This is a genomic window from Sphingomonas trueperi, from assembly GCF_040545965.1.
Taxonomy (GTDB): Bacteria; Pseudomonadota; Alphaproteobacteria; order Sphingomonadales; family Sphingomonadaceae; genus Sphingomonas; species Sphingomonas trueperi_C.
In genome coordinates, this window is sequence record NZ_JBEPMV010000009.1 from 42,261 (window position 1) to 59,661 (window position 17,401).

At 66.6% G+C, this 17,401-nt stretch carries 14 protein-coding genes; 9 read left to right on the forward strand and 5 right to left on the reverse strand.

Translation table 11 applies throughout. The features are described from left to right. Nucleotides 1-114: 114 nt before the first annotated feature. The 3 genes from ABIC35_RS20170 to ABIC35_RS20180 are packed head-to-tail and all read right to left on the reverse strand — an operon-like array spanning nucleotide 115 to nucleotide 4,213. Nucleotides 115-2,520: a DAHL domain-containing protein gene (locus tag ABIC35_RS20170; protein WP_121071825.1), complete on the reverse strand. Its 2,406-nt coding sequence runs from the start codon at nucleotides 2,518-2,520 to the stop codon at nucleotides 115-117. After that, a complete protein-coding gene (locus ABIC35_RS20175; protein WP_354278583.1) occupies nucleotides 2,517-3,434 on the reverse strand; it encodes a cytochrome-c peroxidase in 918 nt (305 codons plus the stop codon). The genes ABIC35_RS20170 and ABIC35_RS20175 overlap by 4 nt, the downstream gene beginning before the upstream one ends. 29 nt (nucleotides 3,435-3,463) lie before the next feature. Then, complete coding sequence (locus tag ABIC35_RS20180) at nucleotides 3,464-4,213, reverse strand: response regulator (RefSeq protein ID WP_121071826.1); 750 nt, start codon at nucleotides 4,211-4,213, stop codon at nucleotides 3,464-3,466. Between the two features lie 622 nt (nucleotides 4,214-4,835). Between ABIC35_RS20180 and ABIC35_RS20185 the strand changes: the two genes are divergently transcribed. The 4 genes from ABIC35_RS20185 to ABIC35_RS20200 all read left to right on the forward strand — a co-directional run bounded on the left by ABIC35_RS20185 (nucleotide 4,836) and on the right by ABIC35_RS20200 (nucleotide 9,050). Continuing rightward, complete coding sequence (locus ABIC35_RS20185; RefSeq protein WP_121071827.1) at nucleotides 4,836-6,269, forward strand: S41 family peptidase; 1,434 nt, start codon at nucleotides 4,836-4,838, stop codon at nucleotides 6,267-6,269. Between the two features lie 97 nt (nucleotides 6,270-6,366). Next, on the forward strand, nucleotides 6,367-6,918 hold the full coding sequence (locus tag ABIC35_RS20190) for a DUF4142 domain-containing protein (protein ID WP_121071828.1): 552 nt from the start codon (nucleotides 6,367-6,369) through the stop codon (nucleotides 6,916-6,918). A 77-nt stretch (nucleotides 6,919-6,995) separates the two neighbouring features. Then, nucleotides 6,996-7,700: a response regulator transcription factor gene (locus ABIC35_RS20195; protein ID WP_121078901.1), complete on the forward strand. Its 705-nt coding sequence runs from the start codon at nucleotides 6,996-6,998 to the stop codon at nucleotides 7,698-7,700. Nucleotides 7,701-7,703: 3 nt separating this feature from the next. Continuing rightward, on the forward strand, nucleotides 7,704-9,050 hold the full coding sequence (locus tag ABIC35_RS20200) for a sensor histidine kinase (protein WP_121071829.1): 1,347 nt from the start codon (nucleotides 7,704-7,706) through the stop codon (nucleotides 9,048-9,050). Nucleotides 9,051-9,156: 106 nt separating this feature from the next. Here ABIC35_RS20200 and ABIC35_RS20205 read toward each other — a convergent pair whose 3' ends face one another. Both ABIC35_RS20205 and ABIC35_RS20210 read right to left on the reverse strand, forming a co-directional pair. Then, complete coding sequence (locus tag ABIC35_RS20205; protein ID WP_354278579.1) at nucleotides 9,157-10,518, reverse strand: hypothetical protein; 1,362 nt, start codon at nucleotides 10,516-10,518, stop codon at nucleotides 9,157-9,159. A 198-nt stretch (nucleotides 10,519-10,716) separates the two neighbouring features. Next, on the reverse strand, nucleotides 10,717-11,802 hold the full coding sequence (locus tag ABIC35_RS20210) for a class I SAM-dependent methyltransferase (RefSeq protein WP_183049238.1): 1,086 nt from the start codon (nucleotides 11,800-11,802) through the stop codon (nucleotides 10,717-10,719). 336 nt (nucleotides 11,803-12,138) lie between these two features. Here ABIC35_RS20210 and ABIC35_RS20215 point away from each other — a divergent pair, with 336 nt between their 5' ends. From ABIC35_RS20215 to ABIC35_RS20235, 5 genes are all read left to right on the forward strand, one after another. After that, on the forward strand, nucleotides 12,139-13,194 hold the full coding sequence (locus ABIC35_RS20215; protein ID WP_121071832.1) for a Gfo/Idh/MocA family protein: 1,056 nt from the start codon (nucleotides 12,139-12,141) through the stop codon (nucleotides 13,192-13,194). A gap of 36 nt (nucleotides 13,195-13,230) precedes the next feature. Beyond that, a complete protein-coding gene (locus ABIC35_RS20220; protein WP_121071833.1) occupies nucleotides 13,231-14,400 on the forward strand; it encodes an ATP-grasp domain-containing protein in 1,170 nt (389 codons plus the stop codon). Continuing rightward, the gene (locus ABIC35_RS20225; RefSeq protein ID WP_220667314.1) at nucleotides 14,397-15,488 is read left to right on the forward strand and encodes an FkbM family methyltransferase; all 1,092 of its coding nucleotides are present in this window, start codon (nucleotides 14,397-14,399) and stop codon (nucleotides 15,486-15,488) included. Before ABIC35_RS20220 ends, ABIC35_RS20225 begins: the two co-directional genes overlap by 4 nt. 66 nt (nucleotides 15,489-15,554) lie before the next feature. Further along, on the forward strand, nucleotides 15,555-16,385 hold the full coding sequence (locus ABIC35_RS20230; RefSeq protein WP_121071834.1) for a class I SAM-dependent methyltransferase: 831 nt from the start codon (nucleotides 15,555-15,557) through the stop codon (nucleotides 16,383-16,385). Further along, nucleotides 16,385-17,386, forward strand: coding sequence for a fatty acid desaturase family protein (locus ABIC35_RS20235; protein WP_121071835.1), 1,002 nt, complete (start codon nucleotides 16,385-16,387; stop codon nucleotides 17,384-17,386). The genes ABIC35_RS20230 and ABIC35_RS20235 overlap by 1 nt, the downstream gene beginning before the upstream one ends. The last annotated feature ends 15 nt before the right edge of the window (nucleotides 17,387-17,401 follow it).

Consider the following 17,401-nt stretch of genomic DNA (forward strand, 5'->3'; position numbering starts at 1 on the left):
GCGGCAGAAACTCCCGGTTCGAAACACATCCACTCCCAACAACAGGCGGCGACCGTCCGGCCGGCTGTGCCAGCAGGACGGTTTCACGCGCATGTCGGATGGCGTGGGCTGCGGTTACGGCTGTAGTGTTGGCGCGCCAGTTAGCGGGTGGAGCGCGGCCGCGAGCGCGACCGGATCGAGCGGTGCTGCGAGCGGCACCGGCGCGAACGCCTGCCCGCTTGCCGGTCGCATCAGGAGCAGCACGCCCTGTTCCGAGCCCGATCGGCCGTCCGGCAGGAAATGGTGCGCGGCGCCCGGCGCGTCGACCAGCAGCACCGCATCGGCACCTGCGTGATCTGCCTGCTCGGCCAGGTCCGCACGCGCGGGATCGACGCTCACCGGTTCGTAGCCGAGCTGCGCCACCAGATCCTCGACTGCCTCGCGTATCGCCGCAGGCGCCACCACTAGCACGCCTTCGCCATTGCCCGACAGTGGCGCCGCGGCCTGCTGCACCGGTGCGGGCAGCTGCGCGCGCATCGCAGGCAGCCAGATGTCGAAGCGGCTGCCTTGGCCGGGCGCGCTGCGGACGTCGATCGTGCCGCCATGCGCCTGGACGATCTCCCAGGCGGTCGACAGGCCCAGCCCGGTACCGCCCTGCCGCCCGGTGAAGAAAGGCTCGAACAGGCGCGGCTGGGCGGCGGCGGCGATGCCGCACCCGCGATCCACGATCGTGACCATGGCATAGTCCCCCGCCTCCAGACTGCCATGGCTGAACGCGCGCGGCCTGCACTCGACGCGGAAGCCTAGCGTCACGTCGACATGCGGATCGCCAGGCATTGCGAGGAAGGCGTTGTTGCAGATGTTCATGAACACCTGCTGGAGCTGCGTCGCATTGCCCTGCACTTCGCGCCCTACAGGCCAATCCTGGGCGGAAAAGCGGACCGTGCCGCGCCCCGTCGCCTGCACGAGCCGCACGGTTTCCTCCACCAGCGCCTGCAGCGCCAGCGGCCTGTATTCGGCATCATGGCCGCGCCCGAAAGCGAGGATCTCGTCGACAAGTTCGCGCGCGCGATCGACTGCCTGGCGGATTTCGGAAAGGTCTTCCCGCACCACCCGGTTGTGCCCCGCATGGATCTCGGCGATCTCGCTGAAGCCGCCGATCGCGCCGATGATGTTGTTGAAATTGTGCGCCACACCGCTAGCCACCGCACCGATCGCCTCCATCCGCCGGGCGCGGGCGAGACGCAATTCCAGCTGGAGCCGCGCCCGCTCCAGCCCGTCGCGGCGGAGCGCCTGCAGGATCGCCGCCTGTGCCATGTGTAACCCGGCAATCACGTCGGACCGGCCACGGTCGGTATCGTGACGTTCGAAGCCGAGCAGTGCCGGCACCGGCGTCGATGCCCGTAGCAGAAGGAGCGACGTCGTCCCGCGTGACAGCAGCATCGCGCCGAGCGGTGTGTCGGCACCGTGCGGCAGCGCGAGGTGGAGCACGTCCTCTTCCCAGAGCGGCGAGTCCTGCGCCGCCGCCGCCACCCGCACCGGCCAGTTTTCGCTCAGTCGTCCGTCGCTGCTCCACACATAGGTGCGGCCGGCCTGCTCCCCTTGGAGCACGAGATAAGCATCGGTGGCGCCAGCATGGGCGGCAAGTCGCTGCAGCGCATCCCCGATCCGCTGCTCGAGCTGTTCCGACGAGACTTCGAGCAACAGGCTGGCGACGGTGGCGCTCAGCCGCTCATTCTCGCGGCGGCGTCGACGCTCTCGCGACTGCGCGCGAAGCGCGGCAAGAAGGGCGAGCCACAGGATCCCCGCCGCAGCGCCGGCGGCGAGCAGCCCCAGAAAAGCGCGCTGGTGCCCCGCCTCGATGCGCTGCTGGTGCTCGACAATCAGCCGGCGTACGATTTCGATCTCGCCGTCGCGGCTGCCCTCGCGCACCGCATCGAGGATCGCATCGACGCGGGGCAACAGCGCGATCAACAGGCGGCCATGCGCGACCAGCTGGGCTTCGAGATCGCTCCGCGCGCCCGTCACTCCGGCCAGCGCGGCCTGCGCCGCCGCCACCGCCGCGGGGCTGGTGTCCAGCGTCAGCCGCAGGAAGCGCGCCGAGACCGTGCCCGCCCGCGGCGAGTCCTGCAGCAGGTTGCACAGCGCCGTGACCCGCGCGAGCGAGTTCTGCAGCAGTGCGTTCTCGCTTTTGAACTCCTCGGCCATCGCCTCGGCCGCCCGGGTGTGATCACCGAGCCGCGAGACGGCGTCGCGGAGCGGCAGGTCGTCGCCTGCGAGCTGCACCAGCCCCTCGATGCTTTCGTCCGCGCTCGCCAGATCCTGGTTGATCATGTCGTAGTTGCGCAACAACCCGATTCGCGCGCTCAACATGTCGCGTGTGAGCGAGCGATCGGCAAAGGCGTAGCGTTCGATCGCCCGGTTCGCGTCCACTGCCCAGCCATCGCCCATCGTCCGCATCCGCGCCGCCGCGCCGAACAGCAGCACCGCCGCTAGCGCGGTGATAGCTGCCGAGGCGCGCAGCATGGCGACGGACTTCACGGGCGGCGGCTCGGCACGGGTGGGCGGACCGGCTTGCCCTGATAGGTGCCGGTAAGCGTGCCTAGGAACGCGACGATGTCGTCGACCTCGTTCGGCGACAGCTTCAGGTCGAGCTGCGCCCGGCCCATCGCGCGCACCGCGTCCGGCAGCGTGGCCGCGCTGCCGTCGTGGAAATAGGGCGCGGTCGCCGCCACGTTGCGCAGGCTGGGCACCCGCACCAGCACCGGATCTGCCGCGCCGATCGGATGAAAGACGCCGTGGCGCTGCATGAGGTTGCCGCCGATGTTCACACCCTGGTGGCAAGAGATGCAGCCCAGCGCCTTGAAGCGGGCATAGCCGCGCCGCTCCTGTGCGGAGAGCGCGCGGTCGTCGCCGGCAAGCCAGCGATCGAAGCGTGCGCCAGGCGTGACCAGGCTACGCTGGTACGCCGCAAGTGCATCGACCAGCGCAGCCTCGTCGATCGGGCGGCCATATACCCGTCGGAAGCGCGCGACCATCGCCGGATCCCGCCGCAGCCGCGCTACCGCGCCCCCGTTTGCGGCGCCCATCAGTCCCGGATCGTCGAGCACCTGCGCGGTGAAGCGTTCGAACGTCTCCCGCCGCCCGCGCCAGTTGAAGCGATAGTTGAGCGCCGCATTGAACACGGTGAGCGTGTTCATCCGCAGGGTACCGCCGTTCTGGGCGATGTCGAAATTGCGATCGCTGGCCCCGCTGGTGGCAACGTCGTGGCAGGAGTTGCAGCTCACCGTCTGGCGCTGCGACAGTCGCGGATCGCGGAACAGCAGCGCTCCCAGCGCGCGCTTGGCCGGCGCGACCGCCGGCGCCGGCGGCAGCGGCGTGATCGGCTCGTCGCGCGCGCCCCACTGGCCGGCCAGCGCCGCGCCCGCGCACAGCATCGCGCCGCCTACAAGCATGGGCAACGTTCGTATCCGCAGACGAAAGCTCACACTGTCCGGACCTCGGCATCGAAGACATAGCCGACACCGCGCTCGGTGCGGATCAGCCTAGGGGCACTCGCGTCACGTTCGAGCTTGCGCCGCAGTCGGAGGATCTGCACGTCGATGCTGCGATCGTACACGTCCTCGTGCACGCGCGTCGCCTGCAGCAGCCGTTCGCGGGTGAGCGGCCGCCGCGGCGCGGCGACGAAGGCACTGAGCAGCGCGAACTCGCCCTTGGTAAGCGGCACGGTCTCACCGTCCGGGCTGACGAGCCGCCGCGATCGCTGGCTGAACACCCAGCCGGCGAATTCGAAACTCTGTTCGGGCTGACGCGCAGGATGCAGGCGATCCATCGACCGTCTGCGCAGCACCGAGCGTACGCGGGCCAGCATCTCACGCATGCCGAATGGCTTGGTCAGGTAATCGTCCGCACCCAGTTCGAGGCCGATCACACGGTCCACCTCGTCCCGACGGTGGCCGGTAATCAGGATGACCGGCACGACGCTCTTGGCGCGCACCTCGCGGAGAAGATCCAGCCCGTCCTGATCGCCGAGGTTGAGGTCCAGCAGGATGACGTCGGGCTCGCGGCCGGCGAGTGCACGCACCACGCCTTCCCGCCCCGACACGGCAGCCGTCTGCATGTTGTTTTCACTGAGATAGGAAACAATCATGCGCTGCATCGCTGCGTCGTCATCCACGACTAGAACTCGCGGCGTGGCCGGCACAACGGCATCACCGAAAACTTCTGCGTTCATTTACTTACCTCAAAATCAACATTTACTCGGCGATATGGCTCGCCTGACCGAACAAACAGGTCAACTAGTATCCGGTACAGCCTTGCTCCGTGTGAAACTCGATAGCTGGTGCTCGCAATTACCCCATTTCACCTGAATTTATCTCTGCATCCGCAGTCGTGCGGCCGTCGGTTCAGGGGCAGGTGGCAGCCCGCCGCATATATGGCTGCACGAACCGCTCTAACAGGACCGACAACACCAAACAGCGATGATGTAGAACAGATGCCGCGCGGAGCGTTGCAATTGTAACACGATTTGCCAAGCCGATTGGCCGCCACACCAAATCCGCTTCACGCAAAGCTCCGCAACAGCCCACCCCCTCCGACACCGCGAAAGCGTACCAGTCTTGGGGCCTTACTTGCCCATCTAGAATTTTTTGTGGTCCTTGGAGCGCAGTTGCCTTTTTATACTCCGCCGACAACATGCTTATGACAGGCGAAGGTCGAAACGTGTCAACCTATGCCCACGTATATACCTGTTGAAGCCCTTGCCTACGCCACGGCGGCGCGATCAAGGCTGTGAGGAAGGCGCTGGCGCGGCACCGGCCGCCCGGCTAGTTTCTCCGAAACGGGGGATCATCGCAATGCGACGTGTGCGACCTGGGATTTCGACGGTTGTCTTGGCCGCGTTGCTGGCCGGGTGCGGAGGTGGCGATGGGGCAGGCAATGTCGTCCAGCCCGGAAACGGCGCTGCTACGCCCGCCCCGACCTCCAGCGCCTGCACGCTGCGCGCCCGGCAGGACTGGATCCTGGCGACGATGCGCGAATGGTATCTCTTCCCCGAGACGCTGCCGTCGAACCTCAACCCGTCGGGCTACGGCACCGCCGACGACTATCTCGACGCGCTCACCGCCACGGCGCGGGCGCAGGGGCGCGACCGCTATTTCACCTACCTCACCTCGATCGCGCAGGAGACCGCCTATTATACCAGCGGCTCCAGCGCCGGCTTCGGCTTCCGCCTGACCAGCGACGGCAGCAGCACGCTGACCGTCGCGGAGAGCTTCGAGGGCGGCAACGCGCTGCAGGCCGGCATCGACCGGGGCGCCCAGATCCTCGCCATCGGCACCAGCAGCAGCGACCTGCGCGACGTGAGCACGATCTTCAGCACGCAGGGTTCGGCCGGCGTGCAGTCGGCGCTCGGGCCGGACACCAACGGCACCACCCGCGTGCTGCGCGTGCGCGATCCGAACGGCAATGTCCGCACCGTCACGCTCGCGAAGTCGGACTTCACCCTCACCCCGGTATCCAGCCGCTACGGCGCGCAGATCCTTACCGATCCGAACGGCGGCGGCCGCGTCGGCTATGTCAATCTGCGCACCTTCATCGACACCGCCGATCCAGCGCTGCGCAGCGCCTTTTCGAACTTCAAGGCCCAGGGCATCGACAAGGTGATCGTCGACCTGCGCTACAATGGCGGCGGGCTGGTCTCCATCGCGCAGCTGTTCGGCGACCTGCTCGGCGGCGCACGGCCGACGACCGACGTGTTCAGCTACACCAGCTTCCGTCCGGAAAAGTCCGCGAACGACAGCACCCGCTATTTCGGCCCGCAGCCCGAATCAATCGCCCCCACCCGCATCGCTTTCATTGGCACGCGGAGCACCGCCTCGGCGAGCGAGCTGGTGATCAACGGCATGATCCCCTATTTCCACGCCAATCTGGGGCTGATCGGCACCAACACCTATGGCAAGCCGGTCGGCCAGGTCGCGATCGACAAGAGCGAGTGCGACGATCGGCTGCGCGTGATCGCCTTCGCCACGCAGAACGCCAACCGCCAAGGCAGCTATTTCAACGGCCTTGCCAGCAATGTCGAGGTGAGCTGCGCCGCCAGCGACGATCTCTCGCAGCCGCTGGGCAACGTGCGCGAGGCCTCGGTCAAGGCGGCCCTGGACTTCGTCGCGGGTCGCAGCTGCAGCGCGATCGGCGGTTTCGCACTGGCGCGGGCCGCTTCCGCGCCCAACGAGTTGCTGACGCCCGAACGACCGAATACCGCCCAGCGCGAGGTGCCGGGATTATTTTAGGGCGACCGTCACAATGAAGTAACAGCAAGTAAACACACGTTAAATTGCAACCATCCTGTGTCTGGCCGGTTGATCGGCCACGACCAGGAGGGAAAAGATGAAGACGATATTCTTGTGCGGCGCGTTCGCGTCGCTGGCGATGACGGCTGCCACCGCGGCCGAGGCACCCCGTTCAAGCGCGCCGCAGACCGAGCCAATGGTCCCGGCGCAGATGCAGATGCCGCGCGACGCCATGGGCTATGCCCGCATGGCCGGCGCCGGCGACCTGTACGAGATCGAATCCTCGCGGCTCGCGCAGCAAAAGGCCGCTACCGGCGCCGTGCGTCAGTTCGGCCAGATGATGATCGACCACCACACCCAGACGACGCAGGCGCTGACCAGCGCCGCCCGCGCCGCCGGTATGACTCCGCCGCCGCCCGCACTCGCGCCGCGCCAGCAGAAGATGATCGACGAGCTCCGCGGGCTTTCCGGCGCGCAGTTCGACGCGGCCTATCTCCGCCAGCAGCGGATGGCGCATCAGGAAGCGCTGGCGCTCCATTCGGGCTATGCCGAAAACGGCGACAACGCCGCGCTGCGCAAGGTCGCCGCTACCGCCGTGCCGATCGTCCAGCGCCATATCGACCTGCTCGCCCAGCTGCCCAAGGGCTGAGGCGTCCACGCTCGCGGCGGGTCGACCTGCATGGACTGTAAGGTTAGGAACAGGCGTCCGCCCTAAGGATGCCGATCATGCAGTCCCCGTCCGACCCGTCGCCCGCCCTTCGCATCCTCGTCGTCGAGGATGACGCCCAGCTCAGCGCCCTGCTCGCCCGGCAATTGGGCGGCCTCGGCTACACGGTGGAAGCGGTTGCAGACGGCCGCGCTGCGATCGCCACGCTGGGCCAGGCGCAATTCGATGCGATCCTGCTCGATCGGCTGCTGCCAGCGATCAATGGGGTGGAGGTGCTCCGCCGCATCCGCGCCGAGGGCGTCGAGACGCCGGTGATCCTGCTGACCGCGCTGGGGCTCACCCAGGAGCGGGTGGAGGGGCTGGAGGCCGGCGCCGACGACTATATCGTCAAGCCGTTCGAGATCGACGAGCTCAACGCCCGCATCCGTGCGGTGCTCCGCCGCCGCAGCGCCCCCGCCGCCGACACAGCGACGCTGACCGCGGGCGACGTGACGGTCAGCGTGCTCCGCCACCGCGTCACCCGCGCCGGCAAGCCGATCGAGCTGCAGAAGACCGAGCTCAAGCTGCTCGCCGAGCTGGTCCGCGAAGCCGGCAGCGTGCTCTCGCGCAAGATGCTGATCGAGCGCGTCTGGGGCTATGACTTCGTGCCGACCACCAACATCGTCGACGTCCATATCCTCAAGCTGCGCCAGCGGCTGGAGATGCCCGGCCTGCCCGATCCGATCGCGACGGTGCGCGGGGTCGGCTACATGTTCCGCGCCTGAGCGGTGCCGCGCCGGCGCCTCCGCTCGCTCGGCCGGATCGCGATTGCCTTCGCGCTGGCGCTCTCCGCGACGACGGCGCTCGCCGGGGTGGGCGTCTATCTCGCCCTGCTCGACGCGATCGACCATCAGGTGGACCTGCGGCTGCAAGGCGAGGCGCGCGAGCTGCTGGAAGGCGGCGCCGGCGTGCCCGAAATCGCCCGCCGCATCGCCCGCGAGAGCAGCGAGCGCGAGAGCGCCGATATCGGTTTCCTGCTACGCGATTCCCTCGGGGAACGAATCGCCGGCAACATCGCCCCCGCGCATCCGCTGCCGATCGGCGTCTCGACGGTGAAGACGGACGCGGCGATCCCCGGCCTCAGCCGCGGGCGCGCCTGGGTGAAGCAACTGCCCGGCGGCGAGACGCTGGCGCTGGTGGCGGAGAGCGAGCCGATCGACCAGCATGATCACAAGCGCGGACGCATCCTCGTGATCGGCTTCGGCGCGGTGATGGCGCTGCTGCTGATCGGCACCTTCGCGCTGATCCGCGCGATCCGCATCAACATCGCCGCGATCGCCGGCACTGCGGAAGCGATCATCGACGGCGATCTGCGCGCGCGGGTGCCGGTGGAGCGGCCGGGGAGCGTGTTCGGCGCACTGGCGGTGACCTTCAACCGCATGCTCGATCGCATCGGCGAGCTGATGACCGGCATGCGCAGCATCTCCAACGACATCGCCCACGACCTGCGCACGCCGCTGGCGCGGCTGCACGGCCGGCTGGCGGCGCTCGCCGACACGCCAGAAGCGGCGCCGGTGCGGGAGGAACTGGCCGACGCCGTTGCCGAGAGCGAGGAGATCCTCGCAGTCTTCGCCGCAATCCTGCGCATCACCGAGATCGAGGGCGGCGAACGGCGCGCGGGTTTCGAGCGGCTGGACCTTGCCGCCCTCACGGCGGACGTAGGCGAGGGATTGGAGCTGCTGGTGACCGAGAATGGCCGGTACTTCGTGGCCCCTGCTGCCGCGAAGGGAGTGATCGTCGAGGGCGACCCGCGCCTCCTTACCCAGCTGATCGTCAACCTGATCGAGAATGCCGTGACGCACACCCCACCCGGAACGACGATCCGGCTGGAGGTGCGCCGCGAAGGCGACATCGCGCTGCTCTACGTTGCGGACAACGGCCAGGGCATCCCGCCGAAAGAACGCGATCGCGCCCTGCGCCGCTTCGGCCGGCTAGACGCCAGCCGCCACACGCACGGTCACGGGCTGGGCCTGCCCCTCGCGCTGGCGATCGCGCGGTTGCATCGCGGCACGCTGGCGTTGGAAGATGCCGAGCCTGGCCTGCGCGTGGCGCTGCGGCTGGCGCTCGCGGGCTGAATGCAGCTGATCGGGAGAAGGATCAGGCGACTGGTGGAGCTGAGGGCAAAGCCTGCTGCGAGACCGCGGGCGCGCGCACTGTCTTCGAAACAGGGTCAGGCAACTATCACACGGCCTGATTCCAGGCTGCGCGTAGAAGATCCTCCACGCGGGTAGCCTGCTCGGTCATGTCGCCGTGCCGGGCGACGAGCGCCTGTGCGAAATTGCCATGTTCCCGGCGCTGGTCGGGATCGGCCAACCGCTGCGACAATGCGACGAACTGGGCACCATCGCGCGCCTTCAGGCGCTCGTCGCGCAGCGTGAACACGAGCTGCATTTCGCTGTCCGGCTCCGGCGCCATCCACACCACCGGCACGCCATGCGCCTGTGTCTCCAGGCACGCATTGCCGCCCGGGAAGGGGAAGGTGTCGAGGAAAATGTCGATGCATTCGCTTACGAGGTGCCCGTCGATGAACTCGTCATAGAGAATGATGCGGTCGCCCGCGGGCGTTGCCGCCCGGCGTTCCACAATCATCGTGGTCGAGCCGGTACCGCCGGCGAAGAAGATCGCCTGCGGATCGCGTTCCAGTATCTCCTCGACGAGCACCATATATTCAGGGGTGATCTTGGCCATGCGACCATAGAAACCGTAGATGGCGCTTGGCTGGGCAACCCCCGTCCCGGCGCACAGCACGTTTCGCAAGGCATCGATCTGGGCTTGCGGCCTCGTGACGCAGTGAAAGACGGAGGCGGTGTTCCGCGGCGTCTCGTGCATTGCGACGCGGTCGTCGAACAAGCCGGGCGCGGGCTTGGTGATACCCATGAAAGCAAGGTTGAGCTCCGGGATGGCCCAGGGCGCGAACCCATTCTCGTGAAACGCCTGCACCCGGCAGGGGCGCTGCTGCAGCACCATCGTCGCGACGGCGCAATTGCTGTCGGCGATCAAGATGTCGATCCCGTCCGCCTCGAGCTGCAACAGGATCGCCTGCGTCATCTGCGAAGGCGTCGGGCGGGACATGTCGCGCACCCGAAGGCCGGTTTCGGCGGCGAAGTCCCACATATTCTGTACGGGCTGCTTGATGCAGTACAGAAATGGCCAGTCTTCCGGTGCGCGGAGCGCGTGCTGGCCCAGCATCAGCGAAACGGTGGTCTTGGCTACCGCATTGCTGCTGAACAGATCGCTCGTCTCGGAAAGATAGGCGATGCGGGGCACTGCGCGTGTAGCGGGACGCAGCGGTCGCTTCGGAAAGTGCCGTGCTAGATAGCTGGCGAACGGCAGCACCACATCCGTGTTGAACCGTTTCAACTCGGCCAGGTTCTGAGTGCTGCGCCATAACAGGATGTGGATGAGCGTGTAGAGGTCGGCCGCCCGGTCGATATCGCTGGCGGCGACGAGAAAGCGGGGGAACAGGGAGGTGAAGTCGCGGTACAGCGCTTCGAGGCGGGCGCGTTCACCTTGCTGCACCGCCGGCCAGCCGATCTGGTTCATCACGGCGCTTACCTCGGCGCGGAGGGGTTCGGGCCATGCGCCGCGGGGAAGCTCTTGCTGCAACCAGCTGAACCGAAGCGGCCCAGACCCGCTCGGCCGTACCGACATATCCATAGCTTCGCTCGCGATCATGGCCGAGACGGTAAAGAAAACTGTTTAATGCCGGGTTACGGCCGGTGCCGGCAGGGCGGCCCCCTCCTATGCGCGCTGTATGAACAGGCAGTCGCCGGCCACAAAGGCGCGCGCAGCCTTGTCGCCCCACAGCCGGAGCAGCGCGTCTCCCGCTTCCTTGGGGCCGTCGCCATAGCGCCAGTTATAGTCGTCGATCACCACCCAGCCACCGGGCGCGACGTGCGGGGACCAGAGCATGACATCCTCCGCGGCCGCCGATCGGTCGTGATTGCCGTCGATATGGAGTAGCGCGATCCGACCCGTCGGCCGGGAGGCTTTCGCTGGCTTCAACAGGCGAAAGGCCTCGCCGTCGATCTCGCCGCGATAGACGGCGTGGCCCGAAACCGAGGGCGTTCGGTACACCGTCATTGCCCCCGCCGGTGCCAGTGCGGCGAAGGTCGCTTCGAACGCATGGGCGACCCGCTCCAGCCCGGCCGAACGCGTGTATTTCTGAAGCGCGACCGGCAGATCCTGCTGCGCGCCCGCATCCGAACACCAGGGATCGAACACGAAGATGTTGCGCTCCGCCACCCCGAGCGCGCGTCCTGCGAGCAGCACGCTCGCGGAGCGGCCGAACAGCGAACCGATCTCGACAATGTCACCCTCCGGCGCATCGAGCAGGCAGGCGAGCAGCGCTGCCAGCTTGTCGTCGTAGGATTCGCCGAACAGATTGAACGCAAGCCGCACGACGCCGGCGATGAACGCAAGGCTGGGCTGCGACTGGGCCGGCACCAATGTCGCGATGAACTCCGCCCACCGCTCCGCCCGCGCGAAAATGTCGTCCCACCGCTCGAATTCCAGTTCGAGCGCCGAGCGGTTGATGATCCGCAGCGGACCCAGATCCTGCTCCTGCAGCAGATTGCGCAACGCCGCGTGGACGATGTGCGCCGAGGCGTGGATCCGCGTGACGTCATGCCGGCGCACCACTTCGGTGAATGCGTCCAGAAACGCCGGTTCGCTGACCAGTGGCAGCCTTATCCAGGGGGCCGCCCCATTGGTGGGGTCGCTGACGTCGCACGATGCCGCCACCACCGGCTCTCCCCGCTCCAGCGCTTGCTTGAGATAGGTCCGGCCATCGGGGGTGGAGACGGGAAAGACCAAGGTCACAGACATTTCATTCATCCTGTAGCGCAGCCGGTGCGACAAACCCATTATAGCGGCCGTTCCGCCCTGGAGACGTGCAGTTGCGGGAACGAGAAGCACATCGCCGCCGCTCGTAGCGGCCTGCCGCAAGCGGCGCGGCCGACGTTCGGACGCTGAACATCCACATTGCCCTGCGCCAATTTGTGTCCCGTTCTGACGCACGTCCTATAATGGATCGGCGGGGCGATGCTCGACCCCGGCAGGTGAACGGCCGGGTGAGACAACCGGCGCGCCCTTGCGTGGTTCAACAGCTTCTATGCACGAAGCAAGATGGTGCGGGATGAGTCAGATGATCGGGGCCGTACGATGACGACGCCATCCATCATTGTGGTGGGCCCGGGCCTTATGGGCCTGAAGCATATCGAGATGATCCAGGCACATCCGCATTGTGAACTGGCCGGCATCGTCACGCCTGGGCGCAACGGCAGCAGGAACATTGGCGAACGCTTGCCGAACACGCCGATCTTCGACACGCTCGAGGCCTGTCTTGCAGCGGGAACCCCGTCGGGCGTGATCATTTCGTCGCCCAACGAATTCCACTACGCGCAGGCGAAGCTGTGCATCGAGCGTGGCATCCCCGTGCTGATCGAGAAGCCGATCACCGCGGATCATGACGAGGCCCTCGATCTGGTGGATCTCGCGGCGCGGCGCGGCGCAAAGGTCCTGGTCGGCCATCACCGGGTCCACTCGCCCTTGCTGACCGCCGCCAAGGCGATCATCGACAGCGGGCGGCTCGGGCGACTGGTCGCCTTCCAGGGAAGCGCGATCTTCTACAAGCCGGCCGCGTATTTCGAGGCGGGCCCCTGGCGTAGCCAGCCTGGTGGCGGCCCGATCCTGATCAATCTCATCCACGAGATCGGCATCATGCGCACCTTTTGCGGCGAGATCGCCGCGGTGCAGGCGATCGCGTCCAACGCGATCCGGCAGTTTCCGGTCGAGGATACCGTGGCGATCAACCTGCAATTCCGGAACGGCGTGCTCGGCACCTTCCTCCTGTCCGACGCCGGCGCCTCGCCGCATAGCTGGGAGCAGACCTCGCGAGAGAACCCGGTCTATCCGACCTACCCCACCGAGGACTGCTACAGCATCACCGGAACGCTGGGGACGTTCGACTTCCCCAGCATGCGCCTGCTGTCCCACCCGGCACCGCAATCCCCTTCCTGGCACACCCCGCTCGTGGAGGAGGTCATTCCGGTCGTGCGGGAAGATCCGCTCGCCCGGCAGCTCGAGAATTTTCTGGCGGTAATCCTCGGCACCGCCGACCCGATCGTGCCGGCCTTCGACGGGGCCCAGAATGTGCGGGTCGCCGAGGCGATCCGAAGGTCCGCCGAAACCAGGTCGCTGGTGGAACTCGACGCCTAATCGTGCCGCGAAACTCCGTGAAAGGCTGAATCCAGAATGGCCGTCGCCATCCTTCTCGACACCAATGCCGCGTCCGTGCCGATCTACCGGTATCTCGTCGATTCAGGTCATGACGTGACCGTCGTCGGGAACAAGCCGGACAACGCGCTCGCCATGTCCGCCGACAAGTACGTCAAGCTCGACTATTCGGACGTCGAGGCGGTGACGGCGCTGGTGGAGCGGCTGGGCGCGGACTTCCTCATCCCCGGTTGCAACGATCTCTCCTACGAGACCTGTGCCGCGATCAGCGCCAAGCGCCCCTTCCCCGGGATCGACCCGGTCGAGACCGTCCGCGTCCTCGGCAACAAGCAGGATTTCCGGCGATATGCGGAAGCCGCCGCCATTCCCGCCCCCCGCCGCATCGCCGAAGCCGATGCGCTGGCGGCGGGTCCGGTGATCGTCAAGCCCGCGGAGGCTTTCAGCGGCCGCGGCGTGACGGCCCTGCCGGCGCCGTCTGCCGCGGATCTTGCTGAAGCGATCGAGCGCGCCAAGGAATTCTCCCGAAACGGAGCCTGCCTGATCGAAGAGTTCGTCCAGGGGCAGCTGTACAGCCATTCCGCCTTTCTCGGCCCCGATGGCATCCGCACCGATTTCTTCGTCGAGGAGCATGGCTCCGTCAATCCGTTCGCCGTCGACACCAGCTATGTCGTTCCGGCCTTCGACCCGACGCTGGCGAGCAAGGTGCGGGCAGCGATCGAGAAGATTGCGCAGGACCTGCAACTGACCTCGGGTCTGATCCACACTCAGTTCATCGCCGATGGCGAGCGCTTCTGGATCATCGAGATCACCCGGCGGTGCCCCGGCGATCTGTATAGCCAGCTGATCGCAAGCTCGACCGGCTTCAACTATGCCGAAAACTATGCCCGCCCCTTTCTTGGCGAAGGCTTCGACGGGCATGCCCAATCCTACCGACCGATCCTGCGCCACACGATTTCGCTGCGCGAGCCGCAGGTCTTCGAGGGCCTCCGGTTCCACCGGCCTATCGATATCGAGATGTTCGTATCGCTCGCCCTCGCCGGCGAACGCATCGCGGCCAGCCCGTTCGGCCGGATCGGTATCCTGTTTGCGCGGGCAGAGGATGCGGGCGCGCTGGACAGGATGATGCGCGCCACGCTGGATGGCGAACTATATTCGGTACTTGGGGCAGATCGAAAGGCGAGAGCATGACCAAACAGGATTTCAGCGCGATGCTGGACTCGGCGATCGCAGCGCCTGCCGCCAACCAGCAGCTAGCCAGCGACCTGCTGTCCGCCCAGGACCGCCCCTGCTACGTCATCGGGCGCAATGCCGAGTCGCTCGGGCTGATCGGCCGGTTGCGCCTGGATGGCATCGTCGACGATTTCGCGCCGGCCGGTTCGGTATGGCACGGGCTCACGGCGGTCGGAATGTCGCAATTGCCGCCCGATGCCGCGGTCATCAACTGCTCGACCTCGATCAGTCCGGTGGCGGTCGAGCAGCGGCTCGCGGATGCCGGGGTCCGCTCGGTCGTCTCCATCCAGGAGCTCGCCCACGCATCGGGCGGCGCGATCGCCGACGCCGAGGTCGTTCGCGAACAGCGCGCGGACTGGGATCGCTTCGCCACGGAATGGGCCGACCTCTTCGATACGCTCGCGGACGAAGCGTCGCGCCGGACGCTCGCCGATGTGCTGCGCTACCGGCTGACGGCGAACGCAGCCTTCATGCGCGGCTATGCCGTGCGCACCCAGGAGCAATATTTCGAACCCTTCCTGGATCTGCGATCGGAAGTGTTCGTCGACGCTGGCGGCTTCGACGGCGATACAACCGAGGAATTCTGCCGGCGCTGCCCCGACTATCGGCAGGTGCACCTGTTCGAGCCTTCGGAACGGAACCTACGCGCCGCCAAAGCCCGGCTGGCCGGACATCGCGACATCGCTTTCCACGCCAAGGCGCTTTCCGACGCACCGGGGCAGATCGCCTTCGACAGCGAGGCGGGGTCCGCATCCGCAGTCACCAGCGGCGGGCGTGAACTGGTGGAGATGACGACCGTGGACCTGGCCATCCCCGATCCGGTCAGCTTCATCAAGATGGATCTCGAAGGGTGGGAGATAAAGGCGCTTGCCGGGTGCGAGCGGCACATCCGCCAGGACCGGCCCAAGCTGGCCATTGCCGTGTACCACCGCGCAAGCGACTTCCGCGATATTTGGCGATATGTTCGCTCGCTACACGCCGACTACCAGGTTTATCTTCGGCATTACACCCAGGGCTGGTCGGAGACGGTGATGTTCTTCATCTGACGGCGTGACCGGCGCAACACCCTGCCCAGGCACCTTCACTTCCTTGTCGACAATCGGAATTTTCACATGCCCGTTCTGCAATCCGCACTCGCCCCCGCACCGATCGACGACCCTGCCGGCTTGCTCGATCACTGCGAGACGCACCGCGCCGGCGTCGTGGCGATCAAGCCGAAGGTCCTCTTCCTGAAGATCGAGGCCGAAAACCCGAGCCCCGTGCCGATGAAGATCAACGTGCCCTCCAGCGGGCTCGGCAGCGTGACCTTGCTGGAGGCCGCCGCGCTGATCTCGATCGTCAAGCTGATCCAGCCGCGCAAGATCTTCGAGTTCGGCACCTTTCTCGGCTATTCCACCGCCCTGCTGGTCGAGAATTCGGGCGCGGAATGCGCGGTATACTCGCTCGATCTCGGTGAGAGCCATGCCGCCGGGGACACTGTCGACTCTTACACCGATGCGGACTTGCGGCGCGACGGCAACATCAACGACGCGTATTTGCGCGCCGTCCAGAGTGCGTCTGCTCCTCGCTACCTCGGTGGGCTGACCGATGCGGACAAATCCCGGACAACCCTGCTCCAGCAGGACAGCCGCGTGTTCGATCCCGCGGCGCACGGGCTGGTCGGCGGGGTCGATCTCGTCTTCGTCGATGGCGGCCATGATCTGGAAACCGTAGCGATCGACACCGCCAATGCGAGAAAGATGATCGGCGACAGCGGCGTGATCCTCTGGCACGATTTCAGATCGTCCATCCATGGCGACGTGACCACCTTCGTCGAGGCGCTCGCGAAGGACGAGTTGGTGATCCACGTCCAGCATACGATGATGGCAATGCTGCTCGTGGGCGACATCCGGGAACGGTTTCTCGGCATGGGCGTCGACGGCGCCCTTCGGGATAGGGCCTGATGGCAGCAACCGACGGCGAAGCGCGCGGGCTAAGGCTTCTCGATCGAGACGCCTATCGGCGCTGGTCCCAAAAGCGCGATCTTCTCGCCGCGCTGCTGATCGCGATCCGCGTGGCGTTCCATGCTGCGTTGCTGACGGCGGGGACGCACCTCTTCGCGCATGGCCATGTCTGGGCGGCGCTGCTCGTCCTGATCCCACATTTCCTCACCTGGTCCTTCCTGGGTTGGGCGGGCATCGGCCATGAGCTTTTCCATCGTTCGGTCTTCACCGCACGATGGCCCAATGTGGTGCTGTTCCGGCTATGCTCCATCCTGACGTGGAGCAACTACGGCTATTTCGCAGTGACGCATCCGCAACATCATCGGACCCCGCTGGGTGCCAACGACCTCGAAGCGTCGCCGCAGGAGCGGCTGTCCTGGCTGGGTACGCTGGCGCTGCTGACAGTGGATGTGCCCGCGATCTGGCGGCGAGTCCGCGTGCTGGCGCTGAACGCGGCGGGCACGATTCCCAAGGGGCGCTTCGCCACGCTGTTCGCGCCGGGATCGCGCGAGGCGGTTCAGCTCAAGAACGGTGCGCGCGCCGTATTTGCGGGACAGGCGCTGATCCTCGTCGTCAGCCTCGTGCTTGGCGGCCCCTATCTCGCCGCCGCGATCTGCCTTGCGCCGTTCTGCCTCACCTTCCCCAACCGTACGCTGGCGGCGCTACAGCATTTCAACCTGTCCGCCGACGAGGTTCGTGGGCAGTATGAAGCCTCGACCCGCACGGTGGTTCTGGATCCGATTACCGCGTTCTTCTACGCGGACATGCACTACCACTTGGAACACCATCAATTTCCGTCGATCCCGCATTATAATCTGCGCGCGGTGCACAAGGCCTTCAGGCGCCAGGGCGCGCACCGCCACATCGAATACGGATATCGGAGCGGCCTGAAGTTGCTGGCGCGGGGGGGGTTCTTCACCGCCGGCCAAATGCCGAGGCCCTCGCACCGCCGCGAGCGCTAGTCCGCCACCGCCTCA